Consider the following 19,456-nt stretch of genomic DNA (forward strand, 5'->3'; position numbering starts at 1 on the left):
AAGCACATCACTCCGCCACGGCGCGCATCCGGCCCGCGCGTCGATACGATTGCCGGGCAAAACACACGAACAACCCGGCCATCAGCGCCAGCGCCATGGGCAGGCCATGCGGGGCCACATCCATCGCCGCACCACTCACCAGCGGGCCGATCAGGCTACCAACGCCCCACAACAACCCCACACTGGCATTGGCAGTGACCAGATCCTGGCCTTTGAAACGTTGCCCGATCAGCACCAACGCCAGGGTATAAATGCCCCCCGCAACCGCGCCCAGCACCACCAGCAGGGGCCACAGCAGCCAGGTCATGTTCAGCAGCCACGGCAGGCCGATGCCAATCGACATCGCCACCAACCCGCACACCAGGTGCAGCCCGGTGCGCTCCACCCGGTCGGCCAGCCAGCCCAACGGCAGCTGGAACAGCATATCGCCGGCAAACACCACCGTCACCATCAGCGCCGCCACGCCTACGGCAAAGCCATGGCTGGTGGCGTACACCGGCAACAGCGACAGCACCACGGCATCGAAGAACGAGAAGAACAGCACCGCCACACACAACGCCGGTGCCACGCGGAAGAAGCCGGCCAGGCCGAAGCTCTTGTCGCCCTCTTCATGTTCGACATGGTCATTGGGAACGGTCAGCACGATGCACAGCAACGCCAGGCCATAGCAGGCGGTGACCACACCGGTGATCCACGGGCTGTTGGCGCCCAGCAGCGCGAGCATCGCCGGGCCCAGCACCTGGAAGCCGGTAAAGCTGGTGGCATAAAGGGCCATGATCTTGCCGCGATTGTGCTCAGGGCACAGCTCGTTGACCCACGACTCGCCGAGGATGATCGCGATGCCCATGCCCAGCCCCAGGCCCAGGCGCAGCAGGGCCAGCAACCACATCGAGCCGAAAGCCGATTCGAGCAAGGCGATGCTGACGGTGCACAGGCTGAAGCTCAGCAGGTAGATGGTGCGCCGGGTAAGGTGACGGCAGCAGGCATCGACCAAGAACGCCGAGAGCATCATGCCCGCAGCGGGGATGGCCGAGATGATGCCGATTTCCAGGGTACTGGCCCCGGCCTCATGCAGGCGCAACGACACCAGCGGCAGGCTGGCCCCCAGGCTGAAGCCCACGACAGAAACGGCGAACAACAGGCCCGCCAGCAAACGCATGTTCATGTACCACTCCTTGCAAACCAAAAAGACGTGCAGACACAGGCGCGCACGCCGGGGCGGCGAGCGACGCAAAAGCGCAGATCAGTTCAGGCGAGGTGTGGCGAGAAGGTGAAGGCAAACAGCACGCTGCGGCGACGCTTGAGTACCGTATCGCTCGGCCACGCACGACGCAGGGCCTGGAGCGCAGGCTGGCGGGCATGTGGGAGGGACGGGTTACGGCGCATTGCTTTGGCTACTTTGTAGAAGGTTGAAAAGAGGCGGCACTCTAGGCGAAGGGTATCAGGCAGTCAATTGTCGGGGGCCGCTGCGCGCCCCATCGCCGGCAAGCCAGCTCCTACAGGTTTTGCACATGACTCAAGGTATGTACAGCCGAGGTGGGAGCTGGCTTGCCGGCGATGGGCTGCAAAGCAGCCCCGCATAATCAGCGCTTGCCGGTACTTGGCAAGAACACCGCCAGCAACCCGAACAACGGCAGGAACGAGCATAGCCCGTACACATACTCGATACCGCGCAGGTCCGCCACATACCCCAGCAGCGCCGCGCCAATGCCGCCAAAGCCGAACATCAGCCCGAAGAAGATCCCGGCGATCATGCCCACGCTACCCGGCACCAGCTCCTGCGCATACACCACGATCGCGGAAAACGCCGAAGCCAGGATAAAGCCGATCACCACGCTCAGCACGGTGGTCCAGAACAGGTCGGCATATGGCAGCGCCAAGGTGAACGGCGTCACCCCCAGGATCGAGAACCAGATCACGGCCTTGCGCCCGATGCGGTCACCGATCGGGCCGCCAAAGAACGTGCCCGCCGCCACTGCACCCAGGAACAGGAACAGGTGCAACTGCGAGCTGGCTACCGATACATCGAACTTCTCTATCAGGTAGAAGGTGAAGTAGCTGGTGAAGCTGGCCATGTAGAAGTATTTGGAGAACACCAGCAGGCCCAGCACGATCAGCGCCGCAATCACCCGATTGCGTGAAATGCCATGGGTGGCCTGCACCGCCTTGCGCGCCTTGGCCTGGTTGAGGTGCTCCTTGTACCAGCTACGCAGCATCAGGGTTACACCGAGGAAGAACAACCCTGCCAGGCCGAACCAGGCCACGTGGCTCTGGCCGAACGGAATGACGATGGCCGCGGCCAGCAGCGGGCCCAGTGCCGAACCGGTGTTGCCGCCAACCTGGAAGGTCGATTGGGCCAGGCCGAAGCGCCCGCCCGAGGCCAGGCGTGCAATACGCGAGGTTTCCGGGTGGAACGTCGACGAGCCAATCCCCACCAGCGCCGAGGCCAGCAGAATCATCGGGAAGCTGCCGACGAAGGCCAGCATCACGATACCCACCAACGTGCACAAAGTGCCCAGCGGCAAGAGGTTCGGCGTTGGCCGGCGGTCAGTAAAAAAGCCGACCCAGGGTTGCAGCAGCGAAGCGGTGATCTGGAACGTCAGGGTAATCAGGCCGATCTGGGCGAAGCTCAGGTCGTAATTGGCCTTGAGCATCGGGTAGATCGCCGGCAGCACCGACTGGATCAGGTCGTTGATCAAGTGCGCCAAGGCGCAGAAACCGATGATGCGCATTACCAGCGGCGTCGCGTGGCTCGCCGCTGCGCTGGTGGACGCCGTGGAGGCGCTACTGGTGGCCATGTGCCTGAATCTCCGTCCGTAGTTTGGGATCCGATTATCGGGAAACAAATAGATACATAGCTACCTTTTTTATCCCTCCGTCGTCACGTACTTGAAAATGGTTCTCAATATAATTAGCATCCTTAATCCAATCCCTGTCATCGTTGGGCGAAACGGCCCCTATCGTGAGCAGACTGAACCCATGAGCCCGATGCCCGCCAAGCAGCTGCAGCCCGACCCACAGCAAGAAGCGCTGGAGTGGTTTTCGCTGTTGCGCCAGCCCGGTTGCGACGAAACCCAGCGCCAGGCATTCGCAGCCTGGTGCCAGGTCCAGGAGAACGCCCACGCCTACGCCGAGCTGGAGACATTCTGGCAACAGCTGCAACCACCACCCGCCCGCCCTCGCCCACGGCACGTCACTGTGCGTCGCAGCCACCTGGGCAAATGGATGGCGCTGGTGTTCCTGCTCGGGTTGGGCGCCGCCGCCTACCTGTACTGGCCGCTGATGCAGCGCCTGGCCAGCGAACTGCACACCGATGTGGGCGAGCGGCGCAGCACCCGCCTGGCGGATGGCACGACCTTGAACCTGGACAGCGCCAGCGCCATGAACGTCAACCTGCGCGGCCGCACTCGCCAGCTGCACTTGGTGCAGGGCCAGGTGCACCTGGAAGTCGTGCTCGACGGTCGGGCCATGGAAGTGGAAGTGGGCAACGCACGCATCCAGGTGTTCGGCACCCGCCTGCAGGTAGCCCGCCATGCCGGTCATGATGAACTTGTCGTACTCAGTGGCAAGGCCATGGTCACCCAGGGGGGTGAACAGCGCCTGGTTTCGGCGGGTGAGCGGGTCACCTTCGATGACACACGCATAGACCCGGTGCAGAAGGCCAACCTGAAAACCGTCGACAGTTGGCGCAACGGCCGCCTGAAAGCCACCGACATGCCATTGGGGCAGGTACTGGAGCGCCTGGCCGGCTACCAGGGGCAGCGCGTGTGGATGATGGATGAACAAATGGCCCACCGGCGCGTAAGCGGCGATTTCAACCTCGACCGGCCTGGCGAAAGCCTGCAATCCCTGGCGGCGGCCCAGCATCTGCAGCTTCAGAGCGTGCTCGGGCACTGGCTGGTGGTGCGCTGAAACCACGCCCGGCGGCTAAGTTTTTGAAAGCGTGCAAATTTTTTTTGAAATGAGTGTTGACAGAGGGTCCGTTCAAGAGAATAATGCGCGCCATCGGCTACATAGCTCAGTTGGTTAGAGCATAGCATTCATAATGCTGGGGTCCGGGGTTCAAGTCCCTGTGTAGCCACCAAACAAGACGAAGGGCTTACCGCAAGGTAAGCCCTTTTTCTTTGCCTGCGAAAAAGTTGTCGTCTCGATGGAAGCGGATGAAGGTTGCTATTTACTTGAGCGCTGACCCAGGCAGGTAGCTCACCCGCGTGATCCAAGCACCCAAAGCCCCAACGGCAGCGCCAATGCCACAGCCAAGGCCAGTGCTTTTAGCACCAGCCTCAAACGCCGCCGCTGCTGAAACGCCCGCAGCGCGCTGCGGGCCGGAGCCGGCTTGAGCACCTGCAAGGGGGCCAGGGTTTCCTGCATGCGCTGAAAGGCTTCCAGATGTTCGCTGTCCTGCGATAACCAGGCACGGAACGCTTCACGCTCGCGGCCACTGGGCTGGTCGTCAAGACGGACCAGCCATTCGGCGGCTTCGTGAAGTATTTCCGGGCTCACAGGTGAGCCTCTGCTGCGACGGGTAGGACTGGTTTCATCGCGAGACTTCGCAAATGGGAATGATTCTATTCTAAATGGCCATCACCCCAACATGCAATCGCCGCTCACCGGATTCCGGTCACCGCCACTGCCAGCCCAAGGCCGATCAGAGCCAGCCCGATGAAGCGGTCCACCAGCACTTGCCGGTCGATCATCGCCTTGCGCAACGCCGTACTGGAGAAAAACACTGCGACCAGGCTGAACCACAGCCAATGGGCAAAGGACATGAACGCGCCGTAGGCAAAATCCAGCGCCAGCGGGCTGCCCGGTTGCACCACCTGGGTGAAAGCGCTGATAACGAACAACATGGTCTTGGGGTTCAGGGCATTGGTCAGAAAGCCCGTGCGCAGGGCGTGCAGCATGCTGGCGGCGGGTTGACTGCCGCCCTCGAGGTGGATGCGCTGAGTGTTGGTAAACGACTTGTAGCCCAGGTAGATCAGGTAACCCGCACCGAGCACTTTCATGACCAGGAACAGCGCCGGGCTCTGGCTGATGATCACCGCGATGCCCAGCACGGTGTACAGCACGTGCACCTGCACCCCCAACGCGATGCCGATCGCGGCGGCCAGCCCGGCCTTGCGGCCTTGTGCATAACTGCTGCGGGTAACCATGGCGAAATCGGCGCCAGGGCTGATGACGGCGAGCAAGGTGAACAGGGCGACGGCGATGAGTTCGGTCATGCTGGTGGCTCTCGATAGGCGATGAAAATGCACAGGCCTGGGGATTATCGAGGGCTTAGAAATCAGGAAAAATCGATTTATAGTGCGGCATATCTGATAGTTTTTTTCACAGACTAATAACGCCTATGCCGGCCTCTTCGCGGGCATGCCCGCTCCCACAGGGATCTCATCACACCTGAGAAAAGCACATTACCTGTGGGAGCGGGCGTGCCCGCGAAGAGGCCGGCACAGGTAAAAAGGGATGCCATGAAGCTGCCGCCGCTCAACGCCTTCCGCTACTTCGACATCGCCGCCCAGACCGAGAACTTCGTGCGCGCCGCCGAGCACCTGCACGTCACCCACGGCGCGGTCAGCCGCCAGATACGCCTGCTTGAAGAAAGCCTTGGCGTGGCGCTGTTCGAGCGCCGTAACCGGGCCATTTTCCTCACCCCCGCCGGCCGTGCCCTGCAGGGCACTACCCAGGCGATATTCGAACAGCTCGAAGGCGCCGTGCAGCGCTTGCAACAACAGGCGCGCGACAATGTGCTGGTGCTGTCCTGCGAGCCGACCATCGCCATGCGCTGGCTGATCCCGCGCCTGCCCCGCTTCCATGCAGACCACCCCGGCCTGCAGTTGCACCTGGTGGCCGCCGGCGGGCCGCTGGACTTCGCCCGCAGCGGTGTCGACCTGGCAATCCGCCGCGACGACTTCCACTGGGACAAACAGCTGTTTAACCAGAAAATCTGTGACGAATGGATCGGCCCGGTGTGCCACCCCTCCTCCCCCACCCAGCTCGAAGGCCAACGCCTGCTGCACAGCACCACCCGCCCCGCTGCCTGGCCCACCTGGCTGCGCCTCAGCGGCCAGCAGGCGCGGCACAACGAACGCAGCGACTACGAACACTTCTACCTGACGATCCAGGCCGCCAGCGTTGGCCTGGGCCTGGCCATGGCCTCAGCCCTGATGGTGCGCGATGAACTCGACAGCGGGCAGCTGCAGGCACCGTTCGGTTTTGTGCGTGATGGCTCGGCGTACCACCTGCTTAGCCCACAGCCCCTGGACGACAGCGGCAAGCGCCAGCGCTTCACCGAGTGGGTAATGGGCGAATGCCAGCACTGCCTGGCTCACTTGGGCTTGACGCAGAACGACGACCCCGCGCTGCCATCGCCCCCCCAGGTGCGATAGCCAGCGGTATCCAGATGGATGCGCCCCGACGGGTAGCGCCCCAGGCCCATCCTCCACGCCTGGCCATGCTGCTGCCAGAAGCGACACAGCGGGTTGGGGTCGGCCCAGGCCGGCAGCAGGATATCGACGGCGAAGGCGCGGGTATGGGCACTGTTGGCAGCACCGCCTGCGCACCTATTGAGACGTGGGTCGCGATAGGCAGAAACCACCTCGAACTGGCGCAAGATGCCTTGGTCGTCGAGCGTCTTGATCAGCGAAAGGGTCGAGCGTACAGCCGGCCAGTTGCTGGCAGGCGGCACGGCGAAGGGAGACGCGTGGCACAGCTTCCAGTCCGAGGCCGACCGCAGCAGTTGGTGGATAGGCACAACACCGTAAAGACGGGCATCCACCAGCATTTCACGGAAGGGACGGGTTTGATGCTCGCCGGCCCATTGGGCGAACATCCACAGGTCGCGTTGGTCGGCGTGGGCAGTACCCGCTATCAGCAGGCCTGCCGCCAGAAGCAGTTTTTTCATTCTTCATCCATCCCTGCATAGAGAACAAAGAAAGCTGCGCGCTGGATGGCACCGACTATGCCAGGTCAATCCTCAAGCAGGGTGCAGGCCATCACCAGGGCGTCTTCACGTCCACCGGCAATTGGATAATAGTCGCGGCGGCGGCCGATCTCGTTGAAACCGTAGCGCTCGTACAGACGATAGGCTGACTGGTTGCTGGCGCGTACTTCCAGGAAGCATTCGCGGCCATTGAGCTGATAGGCCCGGGCCATCAGGTGCTCCAGCAGGCGCAGGCCCAGGCCGCGCCCCTGGTTTTCCGGTTTGACGGTGATATTGAGCAGGTGTGCCTCGTCGATGATCACGTTGATCACCCCATGGCCAACCTGCTGCTGGCCATCGAACATCAGCCAGACTTCGTACGACTTGAGAGCATCCTGAAAGATCCCGCGGGTCCAGGGGTGACTGAACGCGGCATATTCGATCTTAAGTACGGCTTCCAGATCCGCCTCGGTCATCGGGCGGAAACTGATCGATTCACTCATTCAACGCTCTTCCAGCGCGCCATCAGCTGGCGCATGGCTTTCCAGACGTCCGCCTTGCGCTGCGGCTCGTCCATCAACAGTTCAAGGCCCGGCAGCGCCCAGGCGACGCCCAGGCCGCCCAGCTCAAGGGTTTGGTAATAGGCCTCGGCCTCGGCATTGGCGGCAAAGCGCAGTGCCGGCAAGCCGATCAGCCACAAGCAGGTGCTTGGCGCGTCTTCCAGGCGCGCCTGGACAAAGCCCTGGACGAAATCGCGCGCGGCCTCGGGGCCCTGGTCCATGTTCCCGCGTACCAGTAACGGCCAGCGCACCGGTTCGCCGATGATCTGCGGGGCGTCAGGCAGGCCGGCGGCGCGCAGCATGTCCTTGAGCAGCAGGTAGGACGGGTCGCGGCTCTGGAACGGCTGGCCGGTGGCCAGTTCTACCAGCAGCAGGCAGCTGCCAGCGCGCAGCAGCTGCAGCGAGAAGCGCGGTGGCGGCACCGGGGCCGGCCGTGGCGGTGCGGGCTGCTCCTCGGCCTCGACGGGCTTGGCGGCAGGCTTGGGCGCACTACCCGGGCGCGGGATCTCGATTTTCGGCCGCTCACCGGAGCGGGCCTGCGGGCTGACGGGCGCTTCGTTTGCAGCCGGTACAGGCCTGACTTCGAAGTCGATGCCCTCTACCGGCGCCACCGGCAATAGCAGCTCGGGGCGCGACGGTGCGGCGAACGGCAGTTCGGCGCGCGGCAGCCAGTGCACCACTTGCATGGCGGAAAGGTAGGCGCGGCGACGGGGTTCGGTCAGCAAGGGGCGGGTATCCGAGGGGCTCAAGACAGTAGGGCATTCTAACGTGTACGCCGTGGCTTTTGCAGCGCCTATCAGACCGAGCACCGCGCGGGCGGCGCTCGATCTCCACACCACCACAAAAACAACGCCATACACCCACAAACAAAAAGGTTATCTCTCATTACAGACCAAGGGGTGAAAACCTCCCCCCGGATGCAGTACAATCGCCCCCTTTTTCTTGGCAACGAGTCGAAGCCAATGATCGAACCCAAGCGCGTCCTGCGCGCCCTAGCCGAACACTGGGCCCTGATCGAGCCGCTGTGCGAGCGTTTCGACCAGGGCACCCTGAGCCTGGTCGAGTTGCGCCAGCATGTGGGCCGCCAGCAGCTCGAAAGCACCCCGCAGGACATCACCCAGCTACTCGACGTGTGGATCCGCCTGGACATCCTGGTCCCGGTGGCCAAGAGCCCGAACCGCTTCGAGCTCAACGCGCAGATCCACGACTTCCTCGCCTACCTGCGCCGCGAACACCGCCTGGGCCTGTGCCTGGAGATCGAAGCCTACCTGCGCCACCTCGAACGCCTGGCCGGCCATATCCAGGACGCCTTCGACAACCGCGACAGTGACGACCTGGCGCGCCAGCTGCGCCTGCTCGACATGCGCGTACGCGATGTGCTGAAAAAGCTCGATAACGACGAACAGGCACTGGTCGCCGTGGCCGAGCGGGCCAAGACCAGCAACCGCCAGATCCCGCTGCGCCAGCGTTATGCCGAAGTACTGGCCACCTGGGACGAATACGTCGAGCCGATGATCCAGCTGGTGAACGCCGACGGCGCCTTCGAACAAGGCGTGCGCAAGGTCGAGACCGTGCTGCTGAAGCTGCTGGGCGAACAGGCCCGCCTGGGCCACCTGGTCGACGACGACATGCTGCTGCGCACCCACGCACGCATCCTGGAAATGCAGACCAGCGCCCAGCTGACCCTGCGCCACGCCCGTGAACTGCTGCTGCCGCTGCGCGAAGAAGCCCGCCGTCACAACGCCGTGACCCGTGGCGCCGCGCTGGCCCTGTCGGTGATCCGGCGCAAGGGCATCGACGCCGTGCCGCAGGCGGCCATGCCGATGTTCACCCGCCCGCAGAGCACCTTCCTCGGCAGTGCCAGCCAGGTCGAAGCCTACGTGTACGCCCTGGCGCGCTTCGAGCCCAAGCCGGCGCGCTTCCCCAAGGCCCACAAGACCCAGTCCGGCGCCCTGCCCCGTGCACCACGCACAGTCAAGGAAATGGCCGAACGCTGCGGACAGGCCCTGCCGCTGCCCGACCTGATGGTCTGGCTGCTGGAGCAGGAGCCCGAAGGCGCCACCGACGAACTGCTGTACTGGTTCTCACGCCTGTCGCGGGAAAAGCGCTTCAAGCGCGAACGCCTCGAGCGCCGCGAATACACCACCCAGGAACACCTGGTCAGCCTGCGCTCGTACGCCCTGACCTCCAGCCGCGAAGACGCCACCAGCGCGCCTACCGAACCCAACGCGAGCCCAGCCCATGCATCTTGATCTTTCCGAACTGTCCCAGCTCGCGCCGATCTTCCGCGAGCTGTTCAAAGGTTTCCACGTCAGCCGCCGCGACCCCGAGCTGTACGCCCAGCTGTCGAACTTCCAGGACCAGTACCGCACCCTGTTCAAGGCCCTGGGCTTCGAGCTGGTGTGCGATACCCGCGGCTTCTATTACTTCGTGCCGGACATGACCGCCGCGCAGGTCAACAAGACCGCGCAGCGCTTGTCGCTGTTCACCTTCATCCTGGTCGAGCACCTGGCTGACCAGGGCCGTGACCCAATGGCCGTGCTGGACGGCGGCAGCATCGGCCGCGACGAACTGCCCTCGCTGCTGGACAAGTACCGCGACCTGTTCCTGCAGGCCGAAGTGCAGACCGTGGACGAGCTGGAAGAAAAAATCCTGCGCCGCATGACCCAGCTCGGCTTCGCCCATGAAGAAGGCGGCATCTACCGCTTCCTGCCGCCGATGCACCGCTTCCTCGATGTGTGCCTTTCGGTGCAGCAGGACCGCGACCTGGCCGCCACCCTGCACAGCGTACTGCCGCTGCCGACCCCGGTGCTGGTCGAGGAAGAAAGCCCCGAAGAACTCAACCGCACCGACGACCCGCTCGACCTCACGCCCTTCGAGGGCGAGGAAAGCGAAGAGGACGCCCTGGCCCGGGCCATCCGCGAAGAGCAACAGGAGATTGACGCATGAGCCAGGAACGCTACGGCATCCGCCGCTTTGCATTGCTCAACACCGCCGGCTACAGCCTTGGCCTGTTCCCGCTGGAGCATCCGCTGTCGGTATACGGTGCCAACAACCTGGGTAAATCGGCGTCGATCAACGCCCTGCAGTTCCCGATCCTGGCGCGTATGTCGGACATGAGTTTCGGCAAGTACAGCCTCGAACAGTCGCGCCGCTTCTACTTCGCCAGCGACACCTCGTACATTCTCTGCGAACTGAGCCTGCCCCACGGCCCGCACGTGATCGGCGTAGTCGGCCGCGGCCCGGGCGGCGGTTTCGGTCACCAGTTCTTCGCCTACAAAGGCGAACTGGACCTGGCCCACTACCAGAAGAACGACACCTGCCTGCGCCAGAAAGAGCTGTTCACCAATCTGGAGCGGCTGGGCATCAAGGCCTATGAGCTGAAGCCGGACGAACTGCGCCGCCTGCTGGTTGGCGGCCACACCTCGGTGCCGCTCGACCTGACCATGATCCCGCTGCGCTCCACCAGCGAGCAAAGCCTGAAAACCTTCCGCGCGCTGTTCATCAACCTGCTGCACATGCGCGAAATTACCGCGGCCAAGCTCAAGCAGCTGTTCCTTGATGCCTTCGAGCACAGCCTGCGCTCGGGCAGCGTCGACTACATCGCCGCGTGCGAGGAAGCCTTCCGCGACGTGCGCCGCATGGAGCAGGACTACAACGCCCTGGTCGCTGCCGGCCCATTGGTCGAGGCCCTGGCCGGTGGTGTAGCCCAGCGCGACATCCTGCGTGGCAAGCTGCACCGCATTTCGCCAGTGCTCGATACCCTGCTGGGCACCTGGCAGGAATACGCCATGGCGCGCAAGGAAGAGCTGGTCATCCAGTCCGAGCATTACCGCGGCGAGCAGGACCGCCTGCAGAACGACCAGCGCGGCGGCACACAGGAGCTGATGCGCCTGGAGCGTGAAATCACCGGCATCCAGCGCTGGCTGGGCGAGCTGTCGGTGCTCAAGCACCGCTTTGCCCTGGTCGATGACGTCAAGGTACTGGAGCAGCAACTGCTGGCAGCCAAGGATGCCCACGACGAACTGGCCGGCGCCCTGGCGCAGTCGCGCCAGTTCAGTGCCGAAGACCTGGACGAGCGCGTACGCGACCTGGAAAAACGCCTGAAGCAGGTCAAGCAGCAGCTGGACCACGCTGACAACAACAGCTACGCCCGCCTGCGCGAAGAGTTCTCTCAGCAGGACGTCGACCGCCTGATGCGCCTGTTCAACGGTGCACTGTTCAGCCTGCCGCTGGGCGACCGTGGCATCGAGCTGGACGACAGCGCCCTGTGGGTAAAATCGCTGGAAGCGGTGCTGGACGGTTTCAAGGGCGAGCGTTTCGAAGCCCCGGGCCTGTCCATCGACCTCACCCACATCGACCCACCGGCGCTGCAGGCCCTGGCCGACCGCGCCGCCCTGCGCGACCAGAAAGAACGCCTGGAAAAAGAGCTGAAGCAGCTCAAGACCCAGCAGGCTGTAACCGCCGACCGCACCGCCTCCAAGGCGCAGACCGAAACCCTGTACCAGCAAGTGCTGGACGCGCAGAAGGCGCTGGAAGACTTCCGCCGCAGCGAAACCCTGGCCGCTGAAGAACCCGAGAAGCTGGAACAGCTGTCGCAACTGGAAGCTGCCCAGGACGAACTCAAGCGCTCCAGTGATGCATTCACCGAGCGGGTTCAGCAGCTGTCGGCCAAGCTGCAGCTGGTGGGCCGGCAGATCGGCGACCTCGAGTCCAAGCAGCGCACCCTGGAAGATGCCCTGCGCCGTCGCCAGCTGCTGCCGGCCGACCTGCCCTATGGCACCCCGTTCATGGAAGCCATCGACGACTCGATGGACAACCTGCTGCCCCTGCTCAACGACTATCAGGACAGCTGGCAGGGCCTGCAACGGGTAGACAACCAGATCGAGGCGCTGTACGCCCAGGTGCGCCTCAAGGGCGTGGCCAAATTCGACAGCGAAGACGACATGGAGCGCCGCCTGCAGCTGCTGGTGAACGCCTATGCACACCGTACCGAAGAAGCCCTGACCCTGGCCAAGGCACGCCGCGCGGCGGTCACCGACATCGCCCGGACCCTGCGCAATATCCGCAGTGACTATGACAGCCTCGAGCACCAGCTGGCCCTGTTCAACCGCGAGATCAACAAGCGTCAGGTTTCCAACCTGGAGAGCTTCCGCGTGGTGCTGGCGCCGAACAAGGAAGCGCTCAAGCACATCGACCAGATCATCCACAGCGCCGGCCAGTACGAAGAAGGCGAAACCTTGTCGGTGTTCGACCTGACCCAGAGCGCCGAACAGGACAACAAGAACGAAGAGGCCAAGGAATACCTGGCACGCCTTGTGGCAGCCAACCACAACCAGTTGGGCCTGAAAGACCTGTTCGAGCTGGCGTTCGAGATCACCAAGGTCAACGGCCAGCCGATCATCCACGCCGACATCGACGGCGCCGCGTCCAACGGCACCACCATGACCATCAAGGCGCTGACCAACATGTACTTGTTGCTGCACCTGATGGACCGCGACCTGGCCGGGCGCATTCGCCTGCCGTACTACCTGGACGAAGCAGCGGACATCGACGAACGCAACCAGGCCGCACTGCTGGAGACCAGTTTGCAGCTGGGCTTCGTACCGATTCTGGCGAGTGTGAAGCCACAGGTATCCGCGCACGTGGCGATCGACCTGGAAGGCGGCAGCGGGCCGAACGGCATCTACATCGACGAGGCGGACTGGAAGTTCATCAGCAGGCTGGATGAGGTGAAGAAGGTTGTGCGTGAGGATCAGGCCGAGGAACTGGCCTGATATCGGGGTATTGGGGCCGCTATGCGGCCCATTCGCCGGCAAGCCAGCTCCCACAGGTACTGCACAAGGCTCATGGTCTGCGCGGTACCTGAGGGAGCTGGCTTGCCGGCGATTGGAGGCCGTAGGCCTCCCGCGATTCAACAGGCTATCAATGAGCCCAAGGCAGGATCGGGATCGCGGTCACCGCGTTCTGCGGGCTGCCTTCGATCACTTGGCGGACATCGACGAGGCGGACTGGAAGTTCATCAGCAGGCTGGATGAGGTGAAGAAGGTTGTGCGTGAGGATCAGGCCGAGGAACTGGCCTGATATCGGGGTATTGGGGCCGCTTTGCGGCCCATTCGCCGGCAAGCCAGCTCCCACAGGTACTGCACAAGGCTCAAGGTCTGCGCAGCACCTGTGGGAGCTGGCTTGCCGGCGAATGGAGGCCGTAGGCCTCCCGCGATTCAACAGGCTATCAATGAGCCCAAGGCAGGATCGGAATCGCGGTCACCGCGTTCTGCGGGCTGCCTTCGATCATGCGGTCGCTGTACACCAGGTACACCAGCGTATTGCGCTTCTTGTCGAGAAAGCGCACCACCTGCATGGTCTTGAACACCAGCGAGGTGCGTTCCTTGAACACTTCCTCGCCGTCTTTCAACTCACCCTTGAAGTTGATCGGCCCGACCTGACGGCAGGCAATCGACGCCTCCGCACGGTCCTCCGCCAGCCCCAGGCCACCCTTCATGCCGCCAGTCTTGGCCCGCGACAGGTAGCAGGTCACGCCCTCGACCTTGGGGTCGTCAAACGCTTCGACCACAATGCGGTCGTTCGGCCCCAGGAACTTGAAGACAGTGGACACCTGGCCGACTTCCTCGGCCCCGGCCAGCATTGGCAGCGCCAGTGCCGCCACGGCAATTACCCGCTTGAACATGCTCATACCAGCACCAGATTGTCGCGGTGTACCAACTCGGGCTCCGCGCTATAGCCGAGGATCGACTCGATGGCATCGGACGACTGACCAATAATCTTCTGCGCCTCCAGGGCGCTGTAGTTGGCCAGGCCGCGGGCCACTTCAACACCGTCCGGGCCAACGCACACCACCATCTCGCCACGGCGGAAGCTGCCCTGCACGGTCTTCACGCCAACCGGCAGCAGGCTCTTGTTGGCCTGGCGCAGCGCCTGCACGGCGCCGGCATCCAGCACCAAGGTGCCACGGGTCTGCAGGTGGCCAGCCAGCCACTGCTTGCGCGCAGCGAGCATGCCGCGCTCTGGCGACAGCAAGGTACCCAGGCGCTCGCCCGCCTTGAGGCGGTCCAGCACGCGCTCGATGCGGCCACCGATGATGATGGTGTGGGCACCGGAACGGGCAGCCAGGCGCGCGGCGCGCAGCTTGGTCTGCATGCCGCCACGGCCCAGGGCACCACCGGTACCGCCGGCCACGGCATCCAGCGTCGGGTCGTCGGCACGGGCTTCGTAGATCAGCTGGGCTTCGGGGTTGTTGCGCGGGTCGGCGTCGAACATGCCATCGCGGTCGGTGAGGATCACCAGCAGGTCGGCCTCGACCAGGTTGGCCACCAGCGCCGCCAGGGTGTCGTTGTCGCCGAAGCGGATTTCGTCGGTGACCACGGTGTCGTTCTCGTTGATCACCGGCACCACGCCCAGGTCGACCAAGGTGCGCAGGGTGCTGCGGGCGTTCAGGTAGCGCTTGCGGTCGGACAGGTCGTCATGGGTCAGCAGGATTTGCGCGGTGTGCTTGCCGTGCTCGCCGAAGCTCGACTCCCAGGCCTGCACCAGGCGCATCTGGCCGAGCGCGGCAGCCGCCTGCAGCTCGTTCATCGCGCTCGGTCGCGTGGCCCAGCCCAGCTGGCTCATGCCGGCAGCCACGGCCCCGGAGGAGACCAGTACCAACTCCACGCCTGCCTCACGCAGCGCGACCATCTGCTCGACCCAAACGGCCATGGCACCGCGGTCGAGGCCTTTGCCATCGGCGGTCAGCAGAGCACTGCCAATCTTCACGACCCAGCGCTTGGCGCCCGTCACCTTGCTTCGCATCTTCTTCCAACCTATGTCGAATCTGTAGATACCGTGGATACAAAAACGCCGCTCCAGAGAGCGGCGTTTAGTGTACTGCAACCGGTCAGTCGCGCACGTAAATGATTTCCGGACCGTCTTCGTCGTCCTCGAAATCATCGTCCCAACCGTCATCGTCGCCGATGTCGTGCACGCTCTTGACGCCAGTACGGCGCAAGGTACGCGCGTCGTCCAGGGCCTGCAGCTGGGCACGGGCTTCGTCTTCGATGCGCTGGTCGAGGTCGGCCAGTTCTTCGGCGTAGGCCGGGTCGTTGGCCAGGCGGTCGGCGCGGTCTTCGAGGTAGCGCATCAGGTCGTGGCTGAGCTTGTCGGTACCCTGCTTGGAGATAGCCGAGATCACGTAGACCGGGCCTTCCCACTCCAGGCGATCGATCACCTCCTGCACACGCTCATCGCGCTCGTCGTCCATGACCATGTCCGACTTGTTCAATACCAGCCAACGCTCACGCTCGGCCAGCGACGGGCTGAAGCGGGTCAGCTCGTTGACGATCACTTCGGCCGCATCGGCCGGGCTGCTTTCGTCCAGCGGCGCGATGTCCACCAGGTGCAACAGCACACGGGTACGCGCCAGGTGCTTGAGGAAGCGGATACCCAGGCCGGCACCTTCGGAAGCGCCTTCGATCAGGCCGGGGATGTCGGCGATGACGAAGCTCTTCCAACGGTCGACGCTGACCACACCCAGGTTTGGCACCAGGGTGGTGAACGGGTAATCGGCCACTTTCGGCTTGGCGGCCGAGACCGAGCGGATGAAGGTACTCTTGCCGGCGTTCGGCAGGCCCAGCAGGCCCACGTCGGCCAGTACCTTCATTTCCATCTTCAGGTCGCGCTGGTCGCCCGGCTTGCCTGGCGTGGTCTGGCGCGGTGCACGGTTGGTACTGGACTTGAAACGGGTGTTGCCCAGGCCGTGCCAGCCGCCTTGGGCGACCATCAGCTTCTGGCCAGGGGTAACCAGGTCACCGATCACTTCCTGGGTGGAAGCATCAATTACGGTGGTACCGACCGGCACGCGCAGGAACAGGTCTTCACCCTTCTTACCGGTGCAGTCGGTGCTGCCGCCATTGGAGCCGCGCTGGGCTTCGTGGTGACGGGTGTAGCGGTAGTCGACCAGGGTGTTCAGGTTTTCGTCGGCAACCATGTACACCGAGCCGCCGTCACCGCCGTCACCGCCGTTAGGGCCACCGTTCTCGATGAACTTCTCGCGACGGAAGCTCATGCAACCGTTGCCGCCGTCACCGGCCTTGACCCGAATCGATACTTCGTCAACAAACTTCATTAAAACCGCCTCTCGTCGGTAGACGAGTTGAATGACTCAAAAACATGAGGCTCTTGCAAAAATGAGCGCGGCGGCCCCGTACGACCGTAGAAACCAACGCCGGCAACCCAGACAAACAGCTTTGCAAGAGGCTCACCACAAACGAAAAAGCCCCGTCGCATGACGGGGCTTCTGGAGCGACGTCGCGATTAAGCGGCGACGATGCTCACGTAACGGCGCATGAACTCGCCTTTCTTCTCGAACTTGATCACGCCTTCGATCTTGGCGAACAAGGTGTGGTCCTTGCCCATGCCAACGCCGTAGCCAGCGTGGAATTCGGTGCCGCGCTGACGGACGATGATGTTGCCTGGCTTGATAACCTGGCCGCCATACATCTTCACGCCAAGGCGTTTAGATTCTGAGTCGCGACCGTTACGAGTACTACCACCAGCCTTCTTGTGAGCCATGGTTCAATTCTCCAAATAAATTCAGGGGATCTAGGGGATTAAGCCTGGATGCCGGTGATTTTGATCTCGGTGAACCACTGGCGGTGGCCCATACGCTTCATGTGGTGCTTACGACGACGGAACTTGATGATGCGAACCTTGTCGTGGCGGCCTTGCGAAACGACTTCGGCCACTACTTTAGCGCCAGCAACAACTGGAGCACCGATGGTGACTTCTTCACCGTTGGCGACCAGCAGAACGCGATCGAAAGTCACGGATTCGCCAGTGGCGACTTCCAGTTTTTCGATCTTGAGGAATTCACCTTCAGCGACTTTGTACTGCTTGCCGCCGGTAACGATTACTGCGTAAGACATGGTATTTCTCCGATAATCCTGCTCACCCAGCGCTTTATATGATGAGTATTGGCTGGCATGGCTGCACAAGGCTGGAACGGCCCGGCGCAATTGCGTAAGGCAGGTGCTGCCCAGGAAGTTAGGGTGCGCGATTGTACGCAACCCTGGTTTTGCTTGCAAGTGCCGCCCCCGGCCCGCTGGCACCGCGCCTTGACACACCGGTACCCGCGACCTAGCATGCCGCGCAACCTCACTGGAGCAGCCGATGCAACCCCAAACCTTCTACCGCGCGGTGGCTGATGATTTCAGCGCCGTCGACGAGATCATCAAGAAGCAGCTGACCTCGCGCGTGCCGCTGGTATCGAAGATCGGCGACTATATCACGTCCGCCGGTGGCAAACGCCTGCGCCCCCTGCTGGTACTGCTGTGTGGCAAGGCCCTGGGCCGCGAAGGCGACGACCTGCGCCTGCTGGCCGCCACCATCGAATTCCTGCACACCGCCACCCTGCTGCACGACGACGTGGTCGACATGTCCGGCATGCGCCGTGGCCGCTCCACCGCCAACGCCCTGTGGGGCAACGCGCCGAGCGTGCTGGTGGGCGACTTCCTTTATTCGCGCTCGTTCGAAATGATGGTCGAACTGGGCTCGATGCCGGTCATGCAGATCCTGTCCAAGGCCACCCGGGTGATTGCCGAGGGTGAAGTGCTGCAGTTGTCGCGGGTACGCGATGCCAGCACCACCGAGGAAATCTACATGGAGGTCATCCGCGGCAAGACCGCGATGCTGTTCGAAGCCTCGACCCACAGCGCCGCCGCGCTGGCCGAAGCAACCGACGAGCAGCGCGAAGCCCTGCGCACCTTCGGTGACCACCTGGGCGTGGCCTTCCAGCTGGTCGACGACCTGCTGGACTACAAGGGCGACTCGCAAACCCTGGGCAAGAACGTCGGTGACGACCTGGCCGAGGGCAAGCCTACCCTGCCGCTGATCTACACCATGCGCGAAGGCACTGCGGAGCAGGCTGCGCTGGTACGCCAGGCGATCCAGAAGGGTGGCCTTGAGGATCTGGAACAGATTCGCGTGGCCGTCGAAGCATCGGGCGCGCTGAAGTACACCGCCGAACTGGCGCGCGACTATGTGAAGCGTGCCATTGCCTGCCTTGAAGTGCTGCCAGCCAGTGAATACCGGGATGCCCTGGTCGAGCTGAGCGAGTTTGCGGTCGCGCGTACGCACTGACAGACCGAGTCGCCTTCATTCGCGGGCAAGCCCGCTCCTACAGGACTGTGTGGCCTGTAGGAGCGGGCTTGCCCGCGATGCTTTTGTCCGGACATAATCACTTCTGGGAAAATACCTTTTACAATGTGGGTTTTTAACCGCCCGTCTGTTTGTTTGAGGAACCGAAGTGAGCACTTTGCCACCCTGCCCAAAATGCAATTCCGAGTACACCTATGAGGATGGCACTCAGCTGATCTGCCCTGAATGCGCCCACGAGTGGTCAGCCAGTGGCGACGCCGAAGCGGCCAGCGACGAGGCGGTGAAGAAAGACTCGGTCGGCAACGTCCTGCAGGATGGCGACACCGTCACCGTGATCAAGGACCTCAAGGTCAAGGGTTCGTCCCTGGTGGTGAAGGTCGGCACCAAGGTCAAGAACATCCGCCTGTGCGACGGAGACCACGATATCGACTGCAAGATCGATGGCATCGGCGCCATGAAACTGAAGTCCGAGTTCGTTCGCAAAGTCTGATTACACAAAAAATTGCCAATAGGCGCTTGCTATTCTGATAATAAGAATTATTCTCATTGGAACTGGTATCCAAGGAGAATAGCCATGACTTATCTGATTGACGCCTGGCTTGACCGCCCTCACCCCTACCTGCGCATTCTTCATCGCGAAACCGGCGAAGTGTGCGCGGTGCTTGAAGAAGAAGCGCTCGACGAACTGCGTGACCAGGGCGACCTGGACATGAGCGGGCTGAATTCGAGTGAACCGGGGGTGCTGAAGGAGCTGGTGCGCAACCTGTTTCTGTTCTGCTATGCGCGGGCATTGCGCCCGATGGGAACAGACTGGAACTGAGGGCCC

General features: G+C 63.0%; 22 protein-coding genes and 1 tRNA gene. 10 read left to right on the forward strand and 13 right to left on the reverse strand.

The window, feature by feature from the left end; all coding sequences use genetic code 11:
• Positions 1 to 7: 7 nt before the first annotated feature.
• The 3 genes from N805_RS18670 to N805_RS18675 all read right to left on the reverse strand — a co-directional run bounded on the left by N805_RS18670 (position 8) and on the right by N805_RS18675 (position 2,798).
• Positions 8 to 1,165 (reverse strand): MFS transporter, encoded by a 1,158-nt coding sequence (locus N805_RS18670; RefSeq protein WP_019471008.1) that lies wholly within the window; start codon positions 1,163 to 1,165, stop codon positions 8 to 10.
• An 83-nt stretch (positions 1,166 to 1,248) separates the two neighbouring features.
• Positions 1,249 to 1,386 (reverse strand): hypothetical protein, encoded by a 138-nt coding sequence (locus tag N805_RS30815; protein WP_016484845.1) that lies wholly within the window; start codon positions 1,384 to 1,386, stop codon positions 1,249 to 1,251.
• A gap of 197 nt (positions 1,387 to 1,583) precedes the next feature.
• A complete protein-coding gene (locus N805_RS18675; RefSeq protein ID WP_019471009.1) occupies positions 1,584 to 2,798 on the reverse strand; it encodes an MFS transporter in 1,215 nt (404 codons plus the stop codon).
• Between the two features lie 190 nt (positions 2,799 to 2,988).
• Between N805_RS18675 and N805_RS18680 the strand changes: the two genes are divergently transcribed.
• Both N805_RS18680 and N805_RS18685 read left to right on the forward strand, forming a co-directional pair.
• Complete coding sequence (locus tag N805_RS18680) at positions 2,989 to 3,912, forward strand: FecR family protein (RefSeq protein ID WP_019471010.1); 924 nt, start codon at positions 2,989 to 2,991, stop codon at positions 3,910 to 3,912.
• Positions 3,913 to 4,007: 95 nt separating this feature from the next.
• Positions 4,008 to 4,084, forward strand: a tRNA-Met gene (locus N805_RS18685).
• A gap of 119 nt (positions 4,085 to 4,203) precedes the next feature.
• Here N805_RS18685 and N805_RS18690 read toward each other — a convergent pair.
• Together N805_RS18690 and N805_RS18695 are read right to left on the reverse strand one after the other, a co-directional pair.
• Entirely contained in the window at positions 4,204 to 4,503 is a 300-nt protein-coding gene (locus N805_RS18690; RefSeq protein ID WP_019471011.1) for a FecR/PupR family sigma factor regulator, read from the reverse strand.
• Positions 4,504 to 4,607: 104 nt separating this feature from the next.
• Positions 4,608 to 5,222 (reverse strand): LysE family translocator, encoded by a 615-nt coding sequence (locus N805_RS18695; RefSeq protein ID WP_019471012.1) that lies wholly within the window; start codon positions 5,220 to 5,222, stop codon positions 4,608 to 4,610.
• A gap of 246 nt (positions 5,223 to 5,468) precedes the next feature.
• On the opposite strand from N805_RS18695, the gene N805_RS18700 reads away from it, so the two are divergent.
• Positions 5,469 to 6,386 carry a LysR substrate-binding domain-containing protein gene (locus tag N805_RS18700; protein WP_019471013.1) on the forward strand — a complete coding sequence of 306 codons (918 nt, stop codon included), beginning with the start codon at positions 5,469 to 5,471 and terminating at the stop codon, positions 6,384 to 6,386.
• Here the strand turns inward: N805_RS18700 and N805_RS18705 are convergent.
• The 3 genes from N805_RS18705 to N805_RS18715 all read right to left on the reverse strand — a co-directional run bounded on the left by N805_RS18705 (position 6,326) and on the right by N805_RS18715 (position 8,204).
• Positions 6,326 to 6,901, reverse strand: coding sequence for a D-Ala-D-Ala carboxypeptidase family metallohydrolase (locus N805_RS18705; protein WP_019471014.1), 576 nt, complete (start codon positions 6,899 to 6,901; stop codon positions 6,326 to 6,328). The two genes, N805_RS18700 and N805_RS18705, sit on opposite strands and share 61 nt — an antisense overlap.
• Before the next feature lie 65 nt (positions 6,902 to 6,966).
• The gene (gene rimI, locus N805_RS18710; protein WP_016484839.1) at positions 6,967 to 7,422 is read right to left on the reverse strand and encodes a ribosomal protein S18-alanine N-acetyltransferase; all 456 of its coding nucleotides are present in this window, start codon (positions 7,420 to 7,422) and stop codon (positions 6,967 to 6,969) included.
• Positions 7,419 to 8,204 carry a hypothetical protein gene (locus N805_RS18715; RefSeq protein ID WP_026034411.1) on the reverse strand — a complete coding sequence of 262 codons (786 nt, stop codon included), beginning with the start codon at positions 8,202 to 8,204 and terminating at the stop codon, positions 7,419 to 7,421. The genes rimI and N805_RS18715 overlap by 4 nt, the downstream gene beginning before the upstream one ends.
• Before the next feature lie 237 nt (positions 8,205 to 8,441).
• Between N805_RS18715 and mksB the strand changes: the two genes are divergently transcribed.
• From mksB to N805_RS30565, 4 genes are all read left to right on the forward strand, one after another.
• Positions 8,442 to 9,731 carry an Mks condensin complex protein MksB gene (gene mksB, locus N805_RS18720; RefSeq protein ID WP_019471016.1) on the forward strand — a complete coding sequence of 430 codons (1,290 nt, stop codon included), beginning with the start codon at positions 8,442 to 8,444 and terminating at the stop codon, positions 9,729 to 9,731.
• Positions 9,721 to 10,428 carry an Mks condensin complex protein MksE gene (gene mksE / locus N805_RS18725; RefSeq protein WP_016484836.1) on the forward strand — a complete coding sequence of 236 codons (708 nt, stop codon included), beginning with the start codon at positions 9,721 to 9,723 and terminating at the stop codon, positions 10,426 to 10,428. Before mksB ends, mksE begins: the two co-directional genes overlap by 11 nt.
• A complete protein-coding gene (mksF, locus tag N805_RS18730; RefSeq protein ID WP_028614149.1) occupies positions 10,425 to 13,256 on the forward strand; it encodes an Mks condensin complex protein MksF in 2,832 nt (943 codons plus the stop codon). Before mksE ends, mksF begins: the two co-directional genes overlap by 4 nt.
• A 151-nt stretch (positions 13,257 to 13,407) precedes the next feature.
• Positions 13,408 to 13,563, forward strand: coding sequence for a hypothetical protein (locus tag N805_RS30565; protein ID WP_155412701.1), 156 nt, complete (start codon positions 13,408 to 13,410; stop codon positions 13,561 to 13,563).
• Positions 13,564 to 13,711: 148 nt separating this feature from the next.
• Here the strand turns inward: N805_RS30565 and N805_RS18735 are convergent, their stop codons facing one another.
• From N805_RS18735 to rplU, 5 genes are all read right to left on the reverse strand, one after another.
• Positions 13,712 to 14,173: a CreA family protein gene (locus N805_RS18735; protein ID WP_019470641.1), complete on the reverse strand. Its 462-nt coding sequence runs from the start codon at positions 14,171 to 14,173 to the stop codon at positions 13,712 to 13,714.
• Entirely contained in the window at positions 14,170 to 15,288 is a 1,119-nt protein-coding gene (proB, locus tag N805_RS18740) for a glutamate 5-kinase (RefSeq protein WP_019470642.1), read from the reverse strand. The genes N805_RS18735 and proB overlap by 4 nt, the downstream gene beginning before the upstream one ends.
• An 85-nt stretch (positions 15,289 to 15,373) precedes the next feature.
• Complete coding sequence (gene cgtA / locus N805_RS18745; RefSeq protein ID WP_012270434.1) at positions 15,374 to 16,600, reverse strand: Obg family GTPase CgtA; 1,227 nt, start codon at positions 16,598 to 16,600, stop codon at positions 15,374 to 15,376.
• A 188-nt stretch (positions 16,601 to 16,788) separates the two neighbouring features.
• Positions 16,789 to 17,046, reverse strand: coding sequence for a 50S ribosomal protein L27 (rpmA, locus tag N805_RS18750; RefSeq protein WP_003247464.1), 258 nt, complete (start codon positions 17,044 to 17,046; stop codon positions 16,789 to 16,791).
• A 38-nt stretch (positions 17,047 to 17,084) separates the two neighbouring features.
• Complete coding sequence (gene rplU, locus N805_RS18755; RefSeq protein ID WP_003247466.1) at positions 17,085 to 17,399, reverse strand: 50S ribosomal protein L21; 315 nt, start codon at positions 17,397 to 17,399, stop codon at positions 17,085 to 17,087.
• Between the two features lie 244 nt (positions 17,400 to 17,643).
• On the opposite strand from rplU, the gene N805_RS18760 reads away from it, so the two are divergent.
• The 3 genes from N805_RS18760 to N805_RS18770 all read left to right on the forward strand — a co-directional run bounded on the left by N805_RS18760 (position 17,644) and on the right by N805_RS18770 (position 19,450).
• A complete protein-coding gene (locus N805_RS18760) occupies positions 17,644 to 18,612 on the forward strand; it encodes a polyprenyl synthetase family protein (RefSeq protein WP_016501544.1) in 969 nt (322 codons plus the stop codon).
• 166 nt (positions 18,613 to 18,778) lie between these two features.
• Positions 18,779 to 19,120, forward strand: coding sequence for a zinc ribbon domain-containing protein YjdM (locus N805_RS18765; RefSeq protein ID WP_019470643.1), 342 nt, complete (start codon positions 18,779 to 18,781; stop codon positions 19,118 to 19,120).
• Between the two features lie 84 nt (positions 19,121 to 19,204).
• Entirely contained in the window at positions 19,205 to 19,450 is a 246-nt protein-coding gene (locus N805_RS18770; RefSeq protein ID WP_016484829.1) for a hypothetical protein, read from the forward strand.
• The last annotated feature ends 6 nt before the right edge of the window (positions 19,451 to 19,456 follow it).

The sequence above is a fragment of the Pseudomonas putida S13.1.2 genome (genome assembly GCF_000498395.2).
Classification (GTDB): Bacteria; Pseudomonadota; Gammaproteobacteria; order Pseudomonadales; family Pseudomonadaceae; genus Aquipseudomonas; species Aquipseudomonas putida_Q.